The organism is Saccharopolyspora sp. ASAGF58, assembly GCF_012277335.1.
Taxonomy (GTDB): Bacteria; Actinomycetota; Actinomycetes; order Mycobacteriales; family Pseudonocardiaceae; genus Saccharopolyspora; species Saccharopolyspora hattusasensis.
Genome location: NZ_CP040605.1, coordinates 3,934,741 through 3,955,814 on the forward strand (window position 1 = coordinate 3,934,741; position 21,074 = coordinate 3,955,814).

The window sequence follows — 21,074 nt, forward strand, 5'->3', positions numbered from 1 at the left end:
GCTGGCCGGGCGCGGTCTGGGTCGCGCCACGGGCGACGACTGCGACGAAATCGGGTTCACCCGGTACGTCTGAACTCCGATGCTGCGCGATTTCAATGGAATTCAAGGTCCAAGGTCCAAGGTCCAAGGTCCAAGGTCCAAGGTCCAAGGTCCAAGGTCCAAGGTCCAAGGTCCAAGGTCCAAGGTCCAAGGTCCAATTGAAATCGCCCCCGGTCCTCCTGCCCGGGGCGGACCTCTACCCTGGTCGCGTGCGTGTTGAGTCCGTTTTCGACAGGTTGGAACCGCTGCTACCGCGCGTGTCCAAACCCGTGCAATACGTGGGTGGGGAGCTCAACGCGACGGCGAAGGCGTGGGACGACGTCGCCGTCCGGTGGTGCCTCATGTACCCCGACGCCTACGAGGTCGGCCTGCCCAACCAGGGCGTGCAGATCCTCTACGAGATCCTCAACGAACAGCCGGATGTCCTGGCCGAACGCACGTACGCGGTGTGGCCGGACCTCGAAGAGCTGATGCGGGAGCACGACATCCCGCAGTTCACCGTGGACAGCCACCGCCCGGTCGGCGCGTTCGACGTGCTGGGTCTCAGCTTCGCCACCGAACTCGGTTACACCAACCTGCTCAGCGCGCTCGACCTCGCGGGCATCCCGCTGCACGCGGTGGACCGCACCGACGACGACCCGATCGTGCTGGCCGGCGGGCACGCGGCGTTCAACCCGGAGCCGATCGCCGACTTCCTGGACGCTGCGGTGCTCGGCGACGGCGAGGAAGCCGTCCTGGAGATCACCGCGGCCATCCGCCGCTGGAAGGCCGAAGGACAGCCGGGCGGCCGGGACGAGCTGCTGCTCCGGCTGGCGGAGTCCGGCGGCGTGTACGTGCCGAAGTTCTACGACGTCAGCTACCGCCCCGACGGGGCGATCGACGAAGTCGTGCCCAACCGCGACCGGGTGCCGTACCGGGTCTTCAAGCGCACCACCATGGAGCTCGACGACTGGCCGTACCCGAAGAAACCGCTGGTCCCGCTGGCCGAGAGCGTGCACGAGCGGATGAGCGTGGAGATCTTCCGGGGCTGCACCCGAGGCTGCCGGTTTTGCCAGGCCGGGATGATCACCCGACCGGTGCGGGAGCGGTCCATCGAGGGCATCGGCGAGATGGTGCAGCGCGGGCTGGCTGCCACCGGCTTCGAAGAGGTCGGCCTGCTGTCGCTGAGCTCGGCCGACCACTCCGAAATCGCCGAGATCACCAAGGGGCTGGCGGACCGCTACGAGGGCACCAACACCGGGCTGTCGCTACCGTCGACCCGGGTGGATGCCTTCAACATCGACCTGGCCAACGAGCTTTCCCGAAACGGCCGCCGCTCTGGCCTGACCTTCGCGCCCGAGGGCGGCAGCGAGCGGATCCGCCGGGTGATCAACAAGATGGTGTCGGAGGAGGACCTGATCCGCACCGTCTCCGCCGCGTTCGCCAACGGCTGGCGGCAGGTCAAGCTGTACTTCATGTGCGGCCTGCCGACCGAGACCGACGAGGACGTGCTGCAGATCGCCGAGATGGCCAAGGAGGTCATCCGGGCCGGTCGTGAGGTTTCGGGCCGCAAGGACATCCGCTGCACGATCTCGATCGGCGGGTTCGTGCCCAAGCCGCACACCCCGTTCCAGTGGGCCGGGCAGACCGACCCGGACACCATCGACGACCGGCTGCGCAAGCTGCGCCAGGCGATCAACGCCGACCGCAGCCTGGGCCGGAACATCGGCATGCGCTACCACGACGGCAAACCGTCCCTGGTCGAAGGCCTGCTCTCGCGCGGCGACCGCCGCCTCGGCCGGGTCATCGAGCGGGTGTGGCGCGAAGGCGGCCGGTTCGATGGCTGGAACGAGCACTTCTCGTTCGAGCGCTGGATGTCCTGCGCCGCCGCCGAGCTCGAGCAGTTGGGCGTGGACGTGGACTGGTACACCACTCGGGAGCGCGGCGAGCACGAGGTGCTGCCGTGGGACCACCTCGACTCCGGGCTGGACAAGGAGTGGTTGTGGGCCGACTGGCAGGACGCGCTGGACGCCCGCGAGCAGGACGACTGCCGGTGGACGCCGTGCTTCGACTGCGGCGTGTGCCCGACAATGGGCACCGACATCGAGGTCGGCCCGACCGGGCGAAAACTGCTGCCGATCTCCCCGGTCGGCCAGGGCTCCCCGGTTCGCAACCCGGCGTTCAACGGCGGCTGACCACTCGGACCAGATCCCGGTTTCCGCCGGTCAGGTATTGCGGAACGGCTGCGCCTCGGTGAAACCAAGGATGTGTGCCGGAGCAACCAGGGCCCGTGAGCCGAGCTGTCGGTGCAGGGGTGGTCGCCCGGGGTACGGTCCTTCGAAACATGACCCGCAGGTGTTGTCACACTGCGGTTGAGCACGCAAGCATCGACATCGGAGCGGTCGACGGCGACCGCCGATGACGATCATTGGTCGGGGAGGGCATCCTGAGTCGGCGAGATCACCCCAATCCCTCGGCGCCACCGGTGCAGAAACTGCGGCTGCGCTACGCCAAACGGGGGCGGCTGCGGTTCACCTCGCACCGGGACGTCGCGCGCGCCTTCGAACGCGCGCTGCGGAGGGCCGGGGTACCCATGGCGTATTCCCAGGGCTTCAGCCCGCACCCGAAGGTGTCCTGGGCGGGCGCCGTGCCCACCGGCGTGTCCAGCGTGGCCGAGTACGCCGAGGTCCAACTCGTCGAACGGCTCGACCCGGAGGTGCTGCGCGACGAGCTCAACGCCGCGCTGCCCGACGGGATCGACGTGCTGGACGCGGCGGACGCCGAGCCCGGTGCGCTCGCCGACCGGCTGCAGGTCAGCCGGTGGCGGATCGATCTTCCCGGCACGGACGTCGCCGAGCTGCGCGACGCCGTAACGGCGCTGATGGCGGCCGACACCGCGCTGGTGGAGCGGATGACCAAGGACGGCCGCCGCACCATCGACGCGCGGGCGGCGTTGGTCAGCGCGGAGGTCCAGGGCGCTCCCCGGACCGTCGCGCAGGGTGATCAAGTTTCCGCGTCGACCGCCCAGGTGGACGATTGGCCGGAGGCGTCAGAACCGTATGGGATACTTGTAACGGTCGTGCGGCAGACAACACCGGTCGTACGACCCGACGACGTACTGAGCGCCCTGCGTGTCGTCGCCGATCTGGCACCGTCGGCCGCCGCGAGCGCGACCCGGCTGGAGCAGGGTCGGCTCGACGACGGGGGACGGATTGTCGACCCGTTGGCCCGGGCCTCAGGCGGCGACCGGATTCCGGCGGGAGGCCCCGCGGCGGGGTGACGGGCGGCGCGGACGTCGTCGACCCGCCGTGTGACTTCCCGGCCTGAAGGCCCGGGGCGGAGGGACCACGAAGAATTGCCGTCGCCTGCGGGCGGCGGAGACCGAAGATCGCACATGCCTCTGTGCGGCCGCGTCCACCCGGACGCGCCCGGGGGCGGAGGAGCTGGATGTTGAACATGAATACGCCCGCTGGAAGCACCAGCGGGCAATCGCCCACACCTACCCGAGAAGGGCAGGGCACGATCGAGCTGCCCGCCAAGCTCCGGGTCCACGCACTGGCCAAGCTGCTGGGCGCCAGCAGCCGGGAGATCATCACGACGCTGGAATCGATCGGTGAATCGGTCCGCAGCGCGCAGTCGAACATCACCCGCGACGTCGCCCTGCAGGTGGTGCAGGCCCTGCACCCCGAGCTGGTGGCGGAGTCGGGCAACCCGGCCGAAGCCGAGGCGCCGGACGAGGCCGAAACCAAGAGCGAACCGCAGTCCGCGGTCGAGCCCGTGGTGCCTGCTGCTGACTTCACGCCCGCCGCAGTCGAGCCGGGCGCCAGCGCGTCCGCGCCCGGGCTGACGCCGCTCTTCGCCGCGCCAGAGGCGATGTTCCTGGCACCGCAGCAGGAGGCGAGGCCCGTGCCGAAGGCCGAGCCGGTGCCGCCGGAGGCGCAGCCGGAGCCCGAGGCCGTCGAGGCCGAAGAACCCGGGGCGGACGCCGAGGCCGAGGACGAACCCGCTGGTCGCCGCCGTCGTAGGCGGGGCCGCCGGGGCCGTGGTCGGGGTCGCGGCGCCGAGTCCGAGTCGGGTGGCGAGGAAGAGTCGGAGATCACCGAGGAGACCAGCGCCGAAGCCGCCGAACCGGCCGCCGAGGAAGCCACCGAGGAACAGTCGGCCGAGGCCGAAGGTGCGGGCGAGTCCAACCGGCGCCGTCGGCGTCGCCGCCGTCGCAAGGGCTCTGCGGACGACGAGAGCGGCGCCCGCGAGGATGACCCGCCGAACACCGTCGTGCACGTGCGCGAGCCGGCGGCCGCGGAAACCCGCCAGGACAGCAGCGACGACGAGGTCCGCGCGGTCAAGGGCTCGACCCGGCTGGAAGCCAAGCGGCAGCGCCGCCGGGACGGCCGCGAGGCCGGTCGCCGCCGGGCGCCGGTGCTCTCCGAGGCCGAGTTCCTGGCCCGCCGCGAGTCGGTGGACCGCAAGATGGTCGTCCGGCAGAACGGCGACCAAACCCAGATCGCGGTGCTCGAGGACAACGTCCTCGTCGAGAACTTCGTGACCTCGTCGGGCTCTGGCTCGCTGGTCGGCAACGTCTACCTCGGCCGAGTGCAGAACGTGCTGCCGAGCATGGAGGCGGCGTTCGTCGACATCGGCCGGGGCCGTAACGCGGTGCTCTACGCCGGCGAGGTCGACTGGGACGCCGCAGGGCTGGCCGGCAAGGCCCGCCGCATCGAGCAGGCCCTGCAGACCGGCGACAGCGTGCTGGTGCAGGTCACCAAGGACCCGGTCGGCCACAAGGGCGCGCGCCTGACCACCCAGATCAGCCTGCCCGGCCGATTCCTGGTGTACGTGCCGGGCGGCGGTGCCACCGGCATCAGCCGCAAGCTGCCGGACACCGAGCGCAAGCGGCTCAAGGAGATCCTCAAGCGGATCGTGCCGGACAACGCCGGGGTGATCATCCGCACCGCGTCCGAGGGCACCAGCGAAGAGGCGCTGGACCGCGACGTGCGGCGCCTGCAGGCGCAGTGGGAGGTCATCAAGGAGAAGGCCGAGACGCCTGGCGCGCAGGCCCCGCAGCTGCTCTACGAGGAGCCGGACCTGCTGATCAAGGTCGTCCGCGACCTGTTCACCGAGGACTTCTCGGCCATGACGGTCCAGGGCAACGACGCCTGGGACACCATCGAGTCCTACGTCAAGCACGTCGCACCCGACCTGGCGCAGCGGCTGTACAAGCACGTCGGCAAGAACGACGTGTTCACCGAGCAGCGGATCAACGAGCAGATCGCCAAGGCCCTGGACCGCAAGGTCTGGCTGCCCTCCGGCGGCTACCTGGTGATCGACCGCACCGAAGCCATGACGGTGATCGACGTCAACACCGGCAAGTTCACCGGCTCCGGGGGCAACCTGGAGGAGACGGTCACCCGCAACAACCTGGAGGCGGCCGAGGAGATCGTCCGCCAGCTTCGGCTGCGCGACATCGGTGGCATCATCGTCATCGACTTCATCGACATGGTGCTGGAGTCCAACCGCGACCTGGTGCTGCGCCGCCTCACCGAGTGCCTGGGCCGGGACCGCACCCGCCACCAGGTCGCCGAGGTGACCTCGCTCGGTCTGGTGCAGATGACCCGCAAGCGCGTCGGCACCGGGCTGCTGGAGGCCTACAGCAGCACCTGCGAGCATTGCCGCGGTCGTGGCCTGCTGGTTTCGACGGAGCCGGTCACGTACCCGAACGGCCAGGCCGCCAACAACGGTGCTCGCCGCAACCGGCACCGCGGCAAGCAGCACGACGAGCAGACCGCTCCGGAGCCGCGCAGCGAGGGCAAGACGGAGGCCGTCAAGGCCGAAGAGCCGAAGGCCGAGGCTGCCAAGGTCGAGCAGCCCAAGCCGGAGCCCGTCAAGCCGCCGGAGCCGGTGAAGCCTGCGGCCGTCGAGTCCGAGCCGGAGATGGCGAAGCCGGAGGCGCCGGTTGAGCCGAAGGCGGCCGTCGAGCCGAAGGCGGCGGCGGAGCCGGTTGTCGAGCCGAAGGCGGTGGAGCCAGCGGCGGAGCCACTGAAGGCCGAGCCGGTGGCGGCGGCCCGTGCAGAGGCCAACGGCCGACCGCGGCGGAAGGCGAGGCGGGCCGCTGGGAGCGCCGGTGCTCCGGTGACTCCGCTGGTGGTCAGCAAGTCGGCGGAGCCGCAGCAGTCCGCGGACAACGGACTACCGAGCGTCGCCCCGGCCGCGCCGGTGCGGCGGGTTCGCCGGGCCGCGTCGCGTCCGGCCGGTCCGCCGGTGGAGGACGAACCCACCGGGGCTACGACCGAGGGCTGAGCAGATTCGACGGAATGGCCGATTCGTTCAAGAACGGATCGGCCATTCTTCTTATCGTCGGCACATGATTCGATGCACCGCCGAGCGCGTGACCGCCGTCGAGCAATTCGTCTGGCTGACCGCGCGAGTGCTGGAACAACGCCGTTTCGAGTTCTTGTTCGCCAAAGGCGGCGCGGACGGGGTGCTGGCAGCGCTCGATGCGTACCGCTGCGCCGACGGCGGCTACGGCTACGCCCTGGAGCCCGACGCGCGTGGCCCGTTCAGCCAGCCGCTGCAGACCTACACGGCGCTGATGATCCTCGACGAGGTCGGCGCGTGCGACGGGGCTGCGGTGGCGCGGGCCTGCGACTACCTGATGTCGATCACGCGTCCGGACGGCGGTGTGCCCGCCGGTGATACGCGGCTGCGGGATTACCCGCACGCGCCGTGGATGCCGGTGGTCGAGGAACCCGACGGGAACCTGCTCACCACCGGACTGCTCGCCGGTGTGCTGCACAAGAACCGGATCGAGCACCCGTGGCTGGCCGGGGCCACCGAGTTCTGCTGGCAGCGGATCGATGGGCTGACCGAGAGTCACCCGTACGAGGTGCAGGCGGCGATGGCGTTCCTCGACCAGGTTCCCGATCGGCATCGGGCGCGTGCGGCGGCCAAGCGACTGGGCGAGTTCGTGCGGGAACAGGGGTTGGTACTGATTGATCCGCAGCACCCCGAACGAGCCCAGGTGCCTCCCGGCTACGCCCCTGACGAGCTGCACTGCGTCTGGGATTACGCGCCGGAACCGGCGAGCCTGGCGCGTTCGTGGTTCTCCGACGAAGAGATGACACAGGGCCTCGACCACCTCGCGGGCCTGCAGGAGGACGACGGCGGCTGGCCGATCCGCTGGCGCGCGTGGGCCCCCGGTACCCGCCTGGAGTGGCGCCCCCGGGTGGCGATCGAAGCCCTGCGCACCCTCCGCGCCTACGACCAAGTCTGAACCGGGGCCGTGAGTAGCCCAGCCTTTGCTCACCTGTGCTAGGTTTTGCTCATGCGAGCAAATTACAGCTCAGGTGAGCAAGGCAGGTCGTTCACCGAGCGGGGTCGGCGTGCGCAGATCGTCGAGGCCGCCATCGAGGCGATCGTCGAGCTCGGCTACTCGCGCGCGTCGTTCGGGCAGATCGCCAAGCGGGCCGGGCTGAGCAGCACGGGCATGATCTCCTACCATTTCAAGAACAAGGCCGAGCTGATGCAGCAGGTCCTCACCGATGTCTACGCGGCGGCCGAGGAGCTGGTGGGAGCACGCATCGACGCGGCCGGCACGGCGCGCGACCAGCTCCGGGCGTTCATCGAGTCCAGTGTGGACTTCTATCGAACGAACCACCGGCAGCTCCGGGCGCTCACCGAGATCTTCTTGAACGAACGCGGCGACGACGCGGCGTTGCCGCACCGACGGGAACTCGAAGGTCTGCGAGAACTGCTCCGCGCCGGTCAGCGGTCGGGGGAGTTCCGGGACTTCGACCCGCACGTCATGGCGGTGACATTGCGCCACGCGCTGGACGGCGTCGCGCTTCGCCTCGGGGTAGAGCCCGATGCCGACGCCGACCTCTACGCCCGCGAGCTCGCGACGACGTTCGATCTGGCCACCCGAGCGGGTTGAGCCGACTGGGGTGCGGGGCGTCCCGCAACGACACGGAGGTGTCATGAACAACATCGTGGAACTGCATTCGGGCCGCGTGCGCGGGCTGACCTATGAGAAGTACCGGCTGTTCCAGGGTATTCCGTACGCCGCGCCACCGGTCGGCGAGCGGCGGTGGTGCTCGCCGCAACCCGTCGATCCGTGGCCGCAGGTGCGCGACGCGACCGAGCCGGGCAGCCCCTGCCCGCAGCTCCCGCAGGACTTCGCCGACATCGCCAGCCTGGACGAGGACTGCCTGTTCCTCAACGTCACCGCCCCCCGGACCGGCGGCTCCAAGCCGGTCATGGTGTGGCTGCACGGCGGCGGCGGGGCCAACGGCGAGGGCGCGATCTTCGATGCGCATCGGCTGGCCGTCGCCGAGGACGTCGTGGTGGTGACGCCGAATTCGCGGCTGGGCATCTTCGGCAACTTCGGCTACCCGAGCCTGGCCGGCGGGGGCGGGTTCGGGATTGAAGACCAGCAGGCGGTGCTGCGCTGGGTGCAGCGAAACATCGACGCGTTCGGCGGAGACCCGGGCAACGTGACGCTGTTCGGCGAGTCCTACGGCGGGCTCAACGTCAGCGCGCACCTGGTCGCGCCGGGCTCGGCTGGGCTGTTCCACCGGGCGATCGTGCAGAGCGGGTTCGCGCTGCTGCGTTCCCCGGCCGGTGCCTGGGCGCCCGGATCACCCGAGATGCCGGCCATGTGGCTGTCCACAGTGGAACTCGAAGAGTTGGCGGAGCACCTGGTCGGCCAGCTCGGCTGGGTGCAGCCAGGGAAAGAAGGGGGCGGCGATCGAGCAGTTGCGCCGCGTCCCGGTCGAACAGCTGATCAACGTGTCATCGGTGTTCAGCCGGCCAGCTTTCGGCGGCGCGGTGCTACCGGAGTCCCCTGCACAGGCGTTGCCAGATGGGCGGTTCCACCGGGTCCCGGTGCTGACCGGTGGAACCCGGGACGAGGCCAGGCTGTTCACGGCGCTGTTCTGGGACGCCGCAGGTCAACCGATCACGCCCGACGGCTACGACAAGCTACTCGCAGACGGCTTCGACGCCGCAGCCGACGAGGTGGCCGAGCGGTACCCCGTTGACGCGCATGCGAGTCCGAGCCTGGCCTGGGCGGATGTGATCGGTGACGCGGCTTGGGCACGCTCGGTATGGAACTTCGCGCACGCGCTGAGCGCGGAAACCGCCACGTACGTCTACGAATTCGCCGACCGGGAGGCGCCGCCGGTCGTGCCGTTCCCGCCGGGATTCCCGCCCGGTGCCCACCACTCCGCCGAGGTTGCCTACCAATTCGACCTCGGCGACCCGGCGCCGCTGACCGAAGCGCAGCGCCGGCTGGCGGCGACGATGAACCACTATTGGGCGAACTTCGCGCGCAGCGGTGACCCCAACGGGCCGGATCTGCCCGGCTGGCAGACCTTCTCGGCGGCCGATCCGCACGTGCAGTCGCTGCACCCGGAACAGATCACCGGAACGGACTTCGCCGCCGAACACCGCCTGGATTTCTGGAGCGCTCTCGCCTGATCGCCAGGTGCCGTGAATGGTTTCGCGTCGCTATGGCGGCTGTTTGGGATGTGGTGGTGTGGAGTTGTTGCGGGGCCGCTGGTGCCGTTGAAGCGCCGAGGCTCTTGGCGCGCCCTCGCGAGGCCGGGGCGCGCCGGGCTATCCGGGGCAATGCCGGTGATGGGTGCGGCGAACGGACCGTTTGTGCCGTCTATCGGGGTGGAGGTTCCGTTCGCTTCACGCCGGCGACGCCAGACGCATCACCGCCGCACAATGAGTTCCCGACCAGCCTCAATAGCGCCCAAAGCACTCACGAGCCGGCGGCAGCGGGCTGAAGTACTGGCGCGGGGTCACCCCGGCGAGGCGGCGGAACTCGCGCGTGAAGTGCGCTTGGTCGGCGTAGCCGCTGGCGTGGGCGAGCCCCGCGAGGCCGCCCGAGCCGACGCCTAGCCGCGTCGCCCGCTGGAAGCGGAGCACTCCGGCGAGGGTCTGCGGGCCGTATCCGACGGCAGCCGCGACACGCCGTCGGAGTTGGCGCACGGACAGCCCGACGCTGTCCGCGAGCGCCGGAATAGTGGGTGGGGCCGGGGCATCGAGGGCAGCCACCACAGGCGTCAGCGCCGGATCGGGCCGGTACTCCGACAACCGCGAGCACGCGAACTCCTCCAGGATCCACCCAGCCCGATCCGGCGCATCGCCGAGCCGGCCCACGACGTCCCGCATCGAGGCGCCCCAGATGTCGATGCTGTCGACCTGCAGATCGCGCAGCTCGGTGGCGGGGATGTCGCCCAGCAGCAGGCGGGCAGCACCGGGCTTGGCGCGGATCCCGGTGATGCGGCTGCCCGGCGGCAGCGCCGAGAGCCTGGCGGTGGTGTCCGGTCCGACCACGTCGAGCCGGTCGCCCATCCAGATCAGATCCACGCAGCCATCCGGGACCACGCGCTGCAGGTAGCCGAGCGCCCCAGCCCCGTGCGTCCACACGCAGGCGATCGCCGTGCTCAGCGCTCCGACCGGCGGCCGCTCGCGATACCGACTCACGGTCCCATGATGCCCACCCGCCCCGACACCGGAACCAGCGACGGGTGCGAGCAACCACGCCGCCGCAGGCACCCAACACCGCAACCTCTCACCTGGTCAGGCATGAGTGAGGGGCACCCCCGACGCACTCAGTCGGTCGGAGGTGCCCTTCTCGCAGAACTACAACTCGATGAGCTGTGCTGTTGCTGTTATCCCTGGTCAGGGTGGCTGTTAAGCCTGTTCCAGGATATCACTTGCATGACCTTGTGGTGCCCCAGGTATTGCCTGGGCAAGGCTCTGTCAGGTCTGTACGGCTACCTGGCTGCTACGCGCATGATCAAGGCTTTACCTGTGGTTGCTACGCGCATGATCAAGGTCCTACGCGAGAAGGTGTAGCGGGTCTAGTCTCAAGGCCGTGAAGTTTGGCTGTTGTAGTGATCGTCAAGGGTCTGCGGGTGTGAGGATGTCGACGCCGACAGTGGCTTTGTAGCTGGTTCGGTCGATGTTCGGGCCTCGGGCCTGGTATTTGGAGATGGCGCGTTTGACGATGCGGGGACATACCCGTAGTCGTCGGGCGGGCAGCAGGTCGGCCAGGATATGGCGGCCGATGGTGCCGACCAGATCGATGACGGTGTCGGCGATGACGTTGGCGGCCTGGATGAGTTGGTCGCGGGCGGCCTGGTAGGCGATGGTGAAGCTGGCTCGGTCGGGATCAATGTCGGGTTGGGTGTTGGTGGCGTCGGCCATCGCGGTGCGCAGCAGGTGGTAGGTGACCAGCAGGGCGTAGATCTCCTGTTCGGCGCCGGCCGGGGTGCGGGCGCGTAGCACCCGGCCGCCGAGGATGGACGATTTCAGTTCCAGGTAGGCGGTTTCGATCTCCCACCGGTGGTGGTACAAGGTGATCAACTCGGCGGCCGGGTAGTGCTGGTGATCGGTCAGTGTGGTGGCCAGTCGGTAGACACCGGTGTGCCGACCGGCGGTGGTGGAGATGGTGATCTCGCACTCGACGACCCGTACCAGCAGCCGGCCCAGCATCGACAGGTAGGACCCGTCGGGGTATCGGGCCAGGACTGGCATCTTGCGGCCGTTTTTCAGCCGGACGAGGACGTCGGCGCCGGTGTCTGCGATCTCAGTGATGAGGTCTTTGGCGCCGAAGTTGCGGTCGGCCAGCAGGATCATCCCTGGTCGCAGACTGCGCAGCAGGTGTGGTGTGTAGGTGGTCTCGCCGGTGGTGGTGGGGCCGAACACCGCGTCGATCAGGGTGCGTGTGCCGCAGGCGAGCAGGGCCACCAGCCGGATCTGGGGGTAGCCGGTGCCACCGTGGTTGCCGCGGTGTTTGGTGAAGCGGGCCAGCATTCTGGGGTTGTCGGGCACGGTCAGGGTGGTGCCGTCGATCGCACAGACCAGCAGGCCACGCCACCAGGTTCCGCGCTGCCCCACCGTGGCTGCCGGTCCGCGGAGCAGGTCGAACAACCATCGCAAGGGCGCGACGCCGATCCTGCGGCGGGCTTGCGCGAGTCCGCTGGTGGTGGGGGTGACCAGGGGCAGGCCAGTGAGCGAGGCGGTGAGTTTGCGCCATACGCCGGGATAGCCGATCTCGGGGAACAGACACGCGGCCAGCAGCAGGTAGACCACCACCCGTGAGGGCAGATCCCGCAGCCGGGACTGCGTGGTGCGGGTGGCGGTCAGGGCCTCATCGACCATCTCGAAGGGCAGGTGCTGGGTGAGTTCACCGAGGTGGCCGGGTGCGAACCGGCCCCCGGACACGGTGATCGTGCGGGTGATGACAGACTGGGTATCCAACGGAGTTCCTGCTATCTGGTGATCTTGGTCGACACCGTTCTAGCAGGGACTCCGTTGCCCGTTCCCGGGGGGGGTTGACAAACCGGCTCACGCCTTAACTACACGGCCTTGGCGTCTAGCCTAGGGTGAGCTGGCGGAAGAACACCCGTGAGCGTTTTTGGGTGCCATAGCACCCAAAAGCACTCACGGGTGTTCTCTGCTTACCGAAACGCTCGTCGCGAACCGCATAGCCGCGAACACGCCCCCACTGCTTCCCGCCATGGCGCGGCCAGGCGTTGTTCGATAGCGCGGATTGCCCTGGTGAGACTGGTTTTCTGGAGCACCCAGGCGCCGCAGGGACAATCGGTAACGGATCATGGACGCCGTCGCCTCATGCCCGCAGGATTTGGACTTACTCGCCTAGGACGAGGCACGAAAGAGCCCCCGCACCGACCGGGATGTACCCGTATCGGTGCGGGGGCTCTGTCGTGCCCGGCAGGCAGCTTTCCTGTCGGGCATCCCCTTGCCGGGTCTAGGAAATCCGGTCCTCGCCTCGGCGTGTCAGCGCTGCGGGGTCAGGTAGCCAACTCCGGTCGTGATCAGCGCACCGATGGCCGTAGCCACAGCCTCGGGCATTTCAACGCCGAGGCTGGCGATCAGCCACACCACGATGATGGCCAGTGCTCCGCCGATGCCGGATGCGGCGACCTTCGTCTGCGGTTTCCAGCTCTGGCCAGCGTTCCCAGCCGGTTCGTTCAACGTGTGCTCGCCCATCACGCCTCCTCGGTTTGCGGGCGGGCGATAGCCGCGTTGGACCGCATCAGGCCCTCTTCGAGTTTGGTGATGGCCAGCGACTTTTCCCTGCCCTCTGGCAGTCGTTCGTTCAGTTCCTCGACCAGGCCCCGGAACAGGCCGCGCACGTGCTGGTGCTCGGTGGCCTTATCCGATGTCGGCGTATGGAAGGTGAACCGGCGGTCGATTTCGTCAGGTGCCATCGGATTCCTCTCCTGGTTATTTCCACTGGGTGTCGAACTCGAAGCTGACGTAGATCTCGGTGTCGCCCTGGTAGGCGATCGACACCTGGGTGGCGTAGTCGGGCAGCCGGAACGACTGCCGATCGCCGGGCTGCAACGTGTAGTGCCCTTGCAGAGCCACTCTGCAGCTCCCGGATATCGCGGGTAGCCCGGTAGATTTTCGTCGCACAGGCACGGCGCAGATCGTGCCATCCCGCAAGCGGCTGCTTACCCGAATCCGCCATGTGCTCAATTTGTGCGCGATCGCGGCACTGCTGCATTGCACTGGTGAGGTATCCCGTGCCCGCCGGGGCAAGACGACGCTTTCCCGACGAGCCTTTCCAGAAGATTCTTTGCTGTCCCTCGGGAACGAAATGGGCGACGTGGTAATTCCACGCCGACAAGGCACGGGCGCTGAGCGGAACGCGGCGGATCACCCATTTTTCATGTGGGGGCTCGGTTCGTTTCCATCGCGATTCGTTGTCCGCGTAATCCACAGGTACGCTCGCCCGTCGGGGGAATACTCAATATCGGTGACCGACAGGGCTGCCAGTTCCGAAACTCGCAATCCCGTGTCATGGCCGATGATCACTGCGGCCCACAGATGCGACGGCATCGCGGCGGCCAGCCGGGTCAGCTCGGCGTCCGTCAGCAGGCGTCGCCGGGTGGGCTGGTCCCCGCGCACCGTGATGCCCCAGTGCGCCGGATGGTGCTCAGGGGCCAGCACGCCGTCGCGGATGGCCCGCCGGGCCACAACCCCCAGGGCCACGATCCGGGTCTGCCTCGTCTTCGCAGCGAGGTGCCCGATGGTGGAGTAGTAGCGCTCGACCGCATCGGCAGTCAGCCGGTCCACCGGGAAGCCCTCACCGAAGTGCTCCCGCACGGCGCAGCGCACCGCGCCCCGGTAGGAGTTGCGGGTTCTCTTGGCGAGATCGGGAGTCCGGTCGATGGCACCGGGTGCGTAGCGTCCAGCGTGACCACCCCACGCTGGGGTGCGACCTTGGCGTCCAGCCCGGAGGCAAGCGCCCTCAGATGGATTTCGTACGCATCCCCCGCCGCCTTGGCGGTGGCCTTCGTCGGGTAACCCGGCGAGTCCGGCACCCGAGCGCACAGACGCCGGCCGGAAGCATCGGCCAACGGCTCCCGGTAGTAGGCAGCCCAGCTGCCCGAGGCGAGTGATCGGGCGTAGCCCATTGCTCATGTCCCTTTCGGTCATGAGCACAGCGCACCGGCGAGCCTAGCCCAGAATCAGGCCCGGTGATGATCTTGTGTAGCGCTACGAGTAGCAAGCGCTGCATCAAGATCGAATACACCGGGCCTGACCTGGGAGGGCACCTGATGTCCGATTTTTCGGTCAGAAGTGCCCCTCACTCGGATCGAAACGCCCACCCCGGGTCAGTCCTGCTTGTCGTCGAAGGTGGGGATGTCGGTGCGGTCGTCCGAGCTGGGCATGTCACCCGGCAGCTCCACGGACTGCGTCAGCGGCCCCGGCGACCAGGTGCCCCAGTGGGTTTCGGAGTGCACCTCCATCGCCGCCTGCGCGGGCAGCGCATCCGCGTCGTACGGGTGCACCACGAACAGCGAACCCCAGTCCTGCTGCGGATCGTTGCGCAGGTAGGTCGGCAGCTCACGGACGCTCGACGCCACGGTCAACCAGCCGAACGGCCCGCCGGCATCCGGCGACGACCAGCCCTCACCGACGTCCCGGACCTCCTCGCCTGCCGACACCCGGAACTGCGGCATCTCCGCGATCCCGTTATACAGCCCGGAAATGCGCAGGCAGGGATGCACCAGCGCGGCGGGCCACTCGACGAACGTCGCGCCGTCGCCGATGACCTCGGTCATGTTCGTCAGCTTGGGCACCCGCGGCGCGGTCACCGCGAGCCAGCCCTCCCGGCCCAGCGCCTGGTCGACCGCGATCAGCCGCATCTTCGTCGCACCCTCGGCTTCGGCGCCGAGCATGTAGCGGTGGTCCCGCCACCCGGGCGGCGGCCCCTGCTCCACCGTGTAGCGGCCGGTGACCTGGAAGCCCCGGTCGGTGTCCTTGCCGAATTCGAGGACGACGAAGTTCGCCCCGCTCTCCGCGCCCGCCAGGCTCACCGCAACTGGCACCTCGCCGTTGCGGGCCGATTCCGGCAGGTCGTACCAGGGGGTGCGCAACTCGCCGGTGTTCGTGCCGGCCTCGTCGAAGCTGCCCCACGCCGGGGCGTTGTCGCCGCCGAACTGGTGCGGCGGCTTCCAGTTCGGCGAATCCGGGTCGGCACCGTCGCTCGGGGGCACGCCCGGCCGGGTGAAGCCGACCTGCTTGGGCTGGAGGTACTGCTCGGCGGTCTCCCGATCCGCCAAGCGGCGCGGCGGCACCGGCACGTCGGAGTTCTTGGTCGGCGCGGCCACGGCGGGCTGCTCGGGCGACACCGTCAGGACGCCGGCCTGCGGATCGGTCTCCACCCCGATGTAGTCCGACAACCCGCAGCTGGTCCCGGTGAGCTGCTTGATGTTGTCCGTGGACAGGCTGTAGCTGTCGCCGCGCTCCTGGATGGCCTTGCCGAACGCCGAGACCTCGCCGAACACCATCAGCGCGCATAGCACCGACAGCGGCGCGGTCCCGAGCCGCAGCGCCCGGCTGCGCTTCTCCGGGCTGTCCCAGCGCTCGTCGACGATCTTCGGGTTGTTCTCGTCGATGCGCAGGTGCTCGATCAGCGCGATGACGCCCGCGATCCCGGCGAATACCAGGAACAGCGTGCTGAACTGGTGCCCGCTGATCGACGGCGGTTTGTCGAACCACGGGATGCCCCAGCCCGAGACGTACCACCAGGCGTTCGGGCCGGTGGAGGCGAACGCCAGGATCACCATCAGCCCGGCGACGAAGGCCGCCCGGTTGCGCCGGGAGCGCAGCACGGTGGTGCTGGTCGCCAGCGCGGTCAGCGCGGCCAGCGCGCCGCCGAACGCGGCGAAAATGCCGAAGTGGTGGGTGTGCTTGGTGGGGGTCAGTGCCAGCACGGCGAAGCCAAGCGCGGTGATCGCGAGCAGCCGTCGGCTCGGGCCAAGCGCGGCGCCGCGGATGCGGCCACGCCGCAGCAGCACAACGGCGCAGGTCGCCAGGCACAGGATCACCAGCAGCACCGGGAACCGGCGGGTCAGCGAACCGTCCGGGCTCTGGCTGAACAGCAGGCTGTAGCGGTTGAGCTCCTCGTACCAGCGGCCGTTCGGACCGAAGGTGGTCTTGAGCTCCATTGCGTCCATGACCGACTGCCACGTTTGGTCGTAGAACACCAGCGTCAGGATCACGAACCCGGAAGCGGAGACCGGTGCCAGCACCGGCACCCAGCCGAACTCCTGCGCCCGCTTGCGCACCAACCGGAACAGCGGCTTCACCGCGGCGATGTAGGGCAGCACCGCGACGAGGCCGTGCGGGTTGACGCCCACCGACAACGCGGCGCCGACCAAGCCCAGCGCGGCGGGCATCAGACGCCCGGTCGCGACGGCCCGCTCCACGGCGCACAGCGCCAGCAGCGAGAAGAGCACCACGACCGGCTCGGCGCGGAGACCGTTGTTGTACGGCAGCCAGAACGCCAGGAAAACCGCGGCGGCGGCCCAGCCGGCGGCGTTGCTGCGCCGCACCTGCTGGCCGAGCCGCGGCAGCACCTCACGGCTGATCAACAGCCAGCTGATGACAGCCATCAGCAGCGCGGGCAACCGCACCCATGGCGTCGCTGTCGAGACCTTTACCCACTGCGCGTAGAACTCGTAGAACCAGCCGAACGGCGACTCTGGGTTGGCGAACCAGCGGTAGTAGTTGCTGACGTACCCGGCGCTCTGCTCCGACCGCACCATGCTCAGCACATAGCCGTCGTCGGAGGTCATCGCGCCGATCAGCCACCACACGACCAGTGCCGCGTACACCACCGCATCGCGGAAGGTCGGCTTCCACCAGCCGCGCGGGGCCAGCCGCGGCGGACGCCGTCCGGCGCGCACGTCCAGCCGCCGTAGGCAGATCACCGAGCCGATGAACGCCGCGATGGCCAGGGCGATCACCACGAGCTTGAGCGGCGTTGCGTAGCTGCTGAACCGGTTGTCGACGCGGGCCTCGAAGGACAGGCCGCGCACGTCGTCGACGGTGTTGTCCAGCGACGAGTAGATGCCGGTCAGCTGTGGGCGCTGGTCGCCGAGGACGCGCGCCCACACCTGCTTGCCGATCCCGGCGGTGGTGCCGGAGGCGTCGGCGCGCACGCTGATGGTGCAGTCACCGGTCGGCAGCGGCACGGTGCTCACCTGCTGGCCCTTGGAGTAAAGCGCGGCCTGGCCGTTGTCGACCTGCAACGTCAGCCCGGTCAGCTTGCCGTAATCCGATGACGGCGGGTTGGTGCTCAACAGGATTGCGGGCCCCGTGATGCGCGCGTCCAGGCCGTGCGCGGCCGTGCACGGCACCGCCGCGTCCAGCCACAGCGGTGAATAGGCGACCAACGGCGCGGACACCGATTTGGTGCCTTTTGCGGTTGGCCACCGTAATGTGACTACATCGTGGTTGACAGGTAGAAAAGGCACGAGCAACGCCAGCACTGTGCCGACGAGCCCGAGCAGCGAGGCGTACAGCCGAAGTTTCTTCGCCGACTCAGGGTGCACGGGGAGACCATACGGCCGGTGATCGACCGTAGTTGTGCGCACCCCTCGCCTGTTCGCCGGGCCGTTTCCGCATGCCCGTAGAGCTGCGTGTTTCCGCTGGTCAGAGTCCGTGAGTACTTCCGGGTGCCCCAGCACCGAGAAGTACTCACGGTGACTTACCGGACTGAGCCGGGCTCGCGTTCGTCGTCTGGTCGGCCACCAGCACGTCCACGTCCCGGTCCCGTCCGGTCCGGTGCAGCACCAGCTCGGCGAGCAGGCCGACGGAGATCATCTGCGCCGCGAAGATCTCCAGCAGGATCCCCAGCGTCAGCAGCGGGCGGGTGCCGATCGACTGGTCCGTGAACAGCCACACCCCACTCAGGTAGAGCAGGATCAGCGTGCCGATCGTCCCGGCCAGCGACCCGAGCCCGCCGAACAGGTGCGCCGGGCGCCGCCCGTAGCGGGTGAGCGCGACGACCGTGAGCAAATCCAGGGCGCCGCGCACGTACCGCTCCAGCCCGTAGTTGGACTTGCCGTGCACCCGCGGCCGGTGATGCACGGCCAGCTCGCGGACCCGGTAGCCGAGCTGGTGCGCCAGCGCGGGGATGTAGCGGTGCAGCTCCCCGTACAGCGGCACGCGCCGGTAGACCTCGGTCCGCGCCGCCTTGAGTCCGCAGTTGTGGTCCGCCAGCTTCAGGCCGGTGATCAGCCCGGTGACGGAGTTGAACACCTTCGACGGCAGGCGCTTGCCCAGCGGGTCCTGCCGTTGCGCCTTGTGCCCGCTGACGAGGTCGGCCCCGTTGTCGAGCTCCGCGAGCAGCCGCGGGATCTCGGCGGGGTCGTCCTGCAGGTCGGCGTCCAGCGTGACCAACAACTCCCCGCGGACCTCGGCGACCCCGGCGGCCAGAGCGGCGGCCTTGCCGAAGTTGCGCCGCAGCCGGATGCCGCGCAACCGGGGGTCCTGCCGGGCCTGCTCCGCGATCACCTGCCAGCTGTCGTCGGTGCTGCCGTCGTCGACGACCAGCAGCTCCCACGACCGGTGCTGCTGCTGCATCGCATCGCGGATCTCGGCGAACAGCCGGGGCAGGTTCTCGCGTTCGTTCTTGGCCGGGGCGAGCAGCGAGACCTCGACTTCCGGTGCGGCATCTGTCATGGCTTGACCTGCGGACTTTCCGTAAGGGGCCGGATCCACCAGCCGTCGGGGAAGTGGAAGGCGACGCGCAGCAGCCCGGGCTGCGCGGGGGCGACCGCCTCGAAGCCCAAACCGATCTCGATACCGGGCGTCCGGGCTTCCGCGTCCGAGCGCGGGATGTCGACCACCCCGCCGCCGACGACGGTGCCGGTCTCGTCGAGCACGGCGATGCATTCGGCGCGTTCGATCCCGGAAATGGCCCAGCCCTTGAGCATCCGGGCGCCGCCCTGCACCTGGTCGGTCTCCACGTTGAGCACCACGTCGCGACCGTCCGGCCGCGGCTCGCGCAGCGCGCCAACGCTGGGGGTCCGCCAGTCCACGGTGCTGACCCGGTCACCGATCTCCAGGCCGTCGGGGCAGCCCAGCGTGAACTCGCCGGAGAACGGGTAGTGCCCGAGCGCCTGCAGCCGCGGCAGCAGCCGGTCCGGTTCGGGGAACCGGTCCTCGAACGCGTCGGGGTGACCGATGCGCGCGGCGATGGCCAGCAGGTTCTGATTGGGCGCATCGGATCGCACGCTCTGCGCCATCGGGGCGCCCAGGGCGACGGTGGCCAGCACCGTGCCCGCGACGGCGACGGTGCGGATCTTCGGCCAACGCGGCCAGGCGACCACGATCACCAGCACCGCGATCCACAGTGCGGCGGTCATGCTGTTGTACCGGCTCTGCAACCCGGCTGCCTCGCCGAACGCGGCGCGCGAACCGGAGATCATCACCGCGCACCCCATCGCGTAGATCGCCAGGCCCCACCAAGGAGCGGCACTGCGACGTTCTTCTGCGGTCTGCCGGACGTGCAGCGCGAGCACCGCGAGACCCGCCACGCCAGCGATCAGCGCGATCGCCGGTTCGGTCCCGGTCCACACCATGCCGAGCATGCTCAGCCCGGCGAGCAGCGCCTGCGCCGGATCGTCGGTCGGCGACCTGCCGCCCCCGCCCTGCGGACCGCGCAGCACCAGCCAAGACGCCACTACGAGCACCCCGACCACCATCGGAGCCGCGATCGAGCGGCGACGGTCGCCGCGCAGCCAGGCCACCAGGGCCAGCGCCGGCCACACCGCGAAGGACGTGCCGTAGCTGATCGACGCCAGCAACCCGAACACGATCGCCAGCACCCGGCGCTCCCGCTGCATCGCCAGCAGCGCCGCGAGCACCAGCATCAGCGCGAGGATCCACGACGCCCCGCTCATCGAGCGCACGTAGTTGTGGATGCCGTGCGGGTTGAAAACCAGCGTCGAGGTGGCCGCCACCAGCCCGGCCCGCTGCCACGGGTTCAGCGCCTTCGGCAGCATCGCCCATCCGAGCAGCACGGACACGACACCGAACGCGATGATCAGCAGCCCCAGCGGCTGGTTGAGCCCGTGCCCGTACCGGGCGCTGAGCCAGAACAGCAGGCTGGGCAACACGAACGGGTGCTCGTTGCGGAATCCGAACAGCGCCTCCGGCCGCAGCGACCCGTCGTCGTTGGTGATGTCGAGCAGGACCCACCAGTAGTCGTAGAAGTGCATCTGCGGGTAGCGCAGCACTTCCCGAAGCATCATCAGCGGCGGCACAAGCGCCGACAGGCCGAGGAGCAGGGGGCCGAACCGCTGCACGAGGCCTGGAACGGGGGCTTCGGGGGTGACGCGCTCGACCCGGCCCGTCTCGGATGCGATGTCTGTCACGCTTTGTGTCCCCAGATCCGAATCAATAAGCGACTCACGTTAGCAAGCGCAGGTCAGGGCCCGGCACCTTCCAACGTCGGGCGACTGGATTTGACCACGCGGATCCGGTGGTCGTAGGCTGTCGCGGCTCGTCCGTCACCGGCCCCCGCGGCCGGGTCCCTCCCGCAGTTCGGCCCCGGTCGATCGGGGTTGGGAACGCGGTCTGTATGATGGATGAGAACTTCTCGCCGCCGGACGGGCGGAGAGAAAAAACGCCTGTTTCGAATGCGATCGCCCGTGCGGCTCGGCTGCCGAGACAGGAACCCACCGAGGCGCTGCACCGGCGGCGTGGTAGGAATC

15 protein-coding genes and 1 pseudogene are annotated in these 21,074 nt (G+C 69.1%); 7 read left to right on the plus strand and 9 right to left on the minus strand.

Going from position 1 to position 21,074, the window contains the following annotated elements:
• Positions 1-248 precede the first annotated feature (248 nt).
• From FDZ84_RS18795 to FDZ84_RS40020, 7 genes and pseudogenes are all read left to right on the plus strand, one after another.
• The gene (locus tag FDZ84_RS18795) at positions 249-2,213 is read left to right on the plus strand and encodes a TIGR03960 family B12-binding radical SAM protein (RefSeq protein WP_168586986.1); all 1,965 of its coding nucleotides are present in this window, start codon (positions 249-251) and stop codon (positions 2,211-2,213) included.
• 290 nt (positions 2,214-2,503) lie between these two features.
• A complete protein-coding gene (locus tag FDZ84_RS18800) occupies positions 2,504-3,298 on the plus strand; it encodes a TIGR03936 family radical SAM-associated protein (protein ID WP_168586987.1) in 795 nt (264 codons plus the stop codon).
• 167 nt (positions 3,299-3,465) lie between these two features.
• Positions 3,466-6,315, plus strand: a complete 2,850-nt coding sequence (locus FDZ84_RS18805) for a translation initiation factor IF-2 N-terminal domain-containing protein (protein WP_168586988.1) — start codon at positions 3,466-3,468, stop codon at positions 6,313-6,315.
• A 64-nt stretch (positions 6,316-6,379) separates the two neighbouring features.
• Positions 6,380-7,288, plus strand: coding sequence for a hypothetical protein (locus tag FDZ84_RS18810; RefSeq protein ID WP_168586989.1), 909 nt, complete (start codon positions 6,380-6,382; stop codon positions 7,286-7,288).
• 51 nt (positions 7,289-7,339) lie between these two features.
• On the plus strand, positions 7,340-7,948 hold the full coding sequence (locus tag FDZ84_RS18815; RefSeq protein ID WP_168586990.1) for a TetR/AcrR family transcriptional regulator: 609 nt from the start codon (positions 7,340-7,342) through the stop codon (positions 7,946-7,948).
• Between the two features lie 43 nt (positions 7,949-7,991).
• A pseudogene (locus FDZ84_RS40015) lies at positions 7,992-8,558 on the plus strand (carboxylesterase family protein); the annotation flags it as partial.
• 76 nt (positions 8,559-8,634) lie between these two features.
• Positions 8,635-9,492, plus strand: coding sequence for a carboxylesterase family protein (locus tag FDZ84_RS40020; protein WP_256413760.1), 858 nt, complete (start codon positions 8,635-8,637; stop codon positions 9,490-9,492).
• Between the two features lie 270 nt (positions 9,493-9,762).
• Here FDZ84_RS40020 and FDZ84_RS18825 read toward each other — a convergent pair whose 3' ends face one another.
• The 9 genes from FDZ84_RS18825 to FDZ84_RS18865 form a co-directional block, all read right to left on the minus strand.
• Positions 9,763-10,509 carry a helix-turn-helix transcriptional regulator gene (locus tag FDZ84_RS18825; RefSeq protein ID WP_168586991.1) on the minus strand — a complete coding sequence of 249 codons (747 nt, stop codon included), beginning with the start codon at positions 10,507-10,509 and terminating at the stop codon, positions 9,763-9,765.
• Between the two features lie 420 nt (positions 10,510-10,929).
• A complete protein-coding gene (locus FDZ84_RS18830) occupies positions 10,930-12,291 on the minus strand; it encodes an IS4 family transposase (protein WP_168585152.1) in 1,362 nt (453 codons plus the stop codon).
• Positions 12,292-12,831: 540 nt separating this feature from the next.
• Complete coding sequence (locus tag FDZ84_RS18835; RefSeq protein ID WP_168586992.1) at positions 12,832-13,044, minus strand: hypothetical protein; 213 nt, start codon at positions 13,042-13,044, stop codon at positions 12,832-12,834.
• Positions 13,044-13,265, minus strand: a complete 222-nt coding sequence (locus FDZ84_RS18840) for a hypothetical protein (RefSeq protein WP_210435613.1) — start codon at positions 13,263-13,265, stop codon at positions 13,044-13,046. Before FDZ84_RS18840 ends, FDZ84_RS18835 begins: the two co-directional genes overlap by 1 nt.
• 16 nt (positions 13,266-13,281) lie before the next feature.
• Positions 13,282-13,425 carry a hypothetical protein gene (locus tag FDZ84_RS18845; RefSeq protein WP_168586993.1) on the minus strand — a complete coding sequence of 48 codons (144 nt, stop codon included), beginning with the start codon at positions 13,423-13,425 and terminating at the stop codon, positions 13,282-13,284.
• 291 nt (positions 13,426-13,716) lie between these two features.
• On the minus strand, positions 13,717-14,166 hold the full coding sequence (locus FDZ84_RS18850) for a hypothetical protein (protein WP_168586994.1): 450 nt from the start codon (positions 14,164-14,166) through the stop codon (positions 13,717-13,719).
• Between the two features lie 512 nt (positions 14,167-14,678).
• Complete coding sequence (locus FDZ84_RS18855; protein ID WP_246869094.1) at positions 14,679-17,906, minus strand: arabinosyltransferase domain-containing protein; 3,228 nt, start codon at positions 17,904-17,906, stop codon at positions 14,679-14,681.
• Positions 17,907-18,051: 145 nt separating this feature from the next.
• Positions 18,052-19,038, minus strand: coding sequence for a glycosyltransferase family 2 protein (locus tag FDZ84_RS18860; RefSeq protein WP_168586995.1), 987 nt, complete (start codon positions 19,036-19,038; stop codon positions 18,052-18,054).
• On the minus strand, positions 19,035-20,735 hold the full coding sequence (locus tag FDZ84_RS18865) for a hypothetical protein (protein WP_168586996.1): 1,701 nt from the start codon (positions 20,733-20,735) through the stop codon (positions 19,035-19,037). Before FDZ84_RS18865 ends, FDZ84_RS18860 begins: the two co-directional genes overlap by 4 nt.
• Positions 20,736-21,074 lie beyond the last annotated feature (339 nt).